This window comes from Streptomyces globisporus, from assembly GCF_003501885.1.
Lineage (GTDB): Bacteria > Actinomycetota > Actinomycetes > Streptomycetales > Streptomycetaceae > Streptomyces > Streptomyces globisporus_D.
In genome coordinates this window covers 1-1,370 of record NZ_QWFA01000383.1, presented here as the reverse complement: position 1 = coordinate 1,370, position 1,370 = coordinate 1, and the positions used below count along the sequence as shown (strand labels likewise).

Sequence of the window (1,370 nt, the reverse complement as noted above, 5' to 3'; positions counted from 1 at the left end):
CGCACCGCTTCGTGCTGGGTGAGGGTGTTCTCGATCTCACCGAGCTCGATACGGAAACCCCGGATCTTGACCTGGTCGTCATCACGCCCCACATACTCCAACGAACCGTCCGGCAACTGCCGCACCAGATCACCACTCCGGTACATCCGCGCACTCTCATCACCACAGAACGGATCCGGAAGAAAACGCTCACCAGTCAGCTCGACACGATTCAGATAACCACGCGCCACACCTCCCCCACCCACATACAACTCACCCACCGCACCAACCGGAACCGGCCCACCACGACCATCCAGCACATACAACCGAAGATCAGGAATACGACACCCGATCGGACTCGCCGAACCCTCCAGATCCCCCGAAGACAACTCCCTGTACGTCACATGAACCGTCGTCTCGGTAATACCGTACATATTCACCAGACGCGTATCACGATTCACCCCACGCCGCACCCACGGCCGCAACGCCGAAACATCCAACGCCTCACCACCGAACACCACCACACGCAACCGATGCGCCGCACCACCGTCACCCTGCGCCGCAATCAACTGCCGAAAAGCACTCGGCGTCTGATTAAGAACCGTCACACCCTCCGCACACAACACCCCATAAAACTCCTCCGGATTACGCGTCACCTCCTGCGGCACCACCACCAAACGGCCACCATGCAACAACGCACCCCAGATCTCCCACACCGAGAAATCAAAAGCAAACGAATGGAACAACGTCCACACATCATCCGCCCCGAACCGGAACCACTCATCCGTAGCAGCGAAAAGACGCGTCACATTCCGATGCTCAACCATCACCCCCTTCGGAACCCCCGTCGACCCCGACGTATAAATCACATACGCCAGATCCGACACCGAAGAACCCCCACCACCACGCGGCAGATCACCCGCCGGACGCCCCTCCCACAAACCAGCATCCGCACGCACATCCACCACCGGAACACCGGCAGCATCCAACCCCTCAGGAACCCCGCCATCCACCAGAAGAACCCGCGGAGCACTATCCCTCAACACATGACCCAACCGCTCCACCGGAACAGCAGGATCCAGCGGAACATACGCACCACCCGCCTTCAACACCGCCAACAAAGACACCACCATGTGCTCACTACGCGGCAAACACACCGCCACCAGCACATCCCGCCCCACACCCAACTCACGCAAATAATCGGCCAACCGATTCGCCCGCGCATTCACATCCGCATACGAAAGCGACCGCCCCTCACACCGCACCGCCACCGCATCAGCCCGCACAGCGGCAACATCCTCGAACCACTCATGCACACACCGACCCGGAGCCACCCAACCCGCCGGCCCCTCATTCCACTCCACCAACACCCGCCGACGCTCAACCGCCGG

Annotated in this window: 1 protein-coding gene; it reads right to left on the bottom strand. The window is 60.7% G+C overall.

Annotated elements, in window-relative coordinates:
- Positions 1-1,295, bottom strand: a 1,295-nt coding sequence (locus tag D3105_RS33750; protein WP_276311884.1) for an amino acid adenylation domain-containing protein, incomplete at its 3' end; no start/stop codon positions are given.
- Positions 1,296-1,370 lie beyond the last annotated feature (75 nt).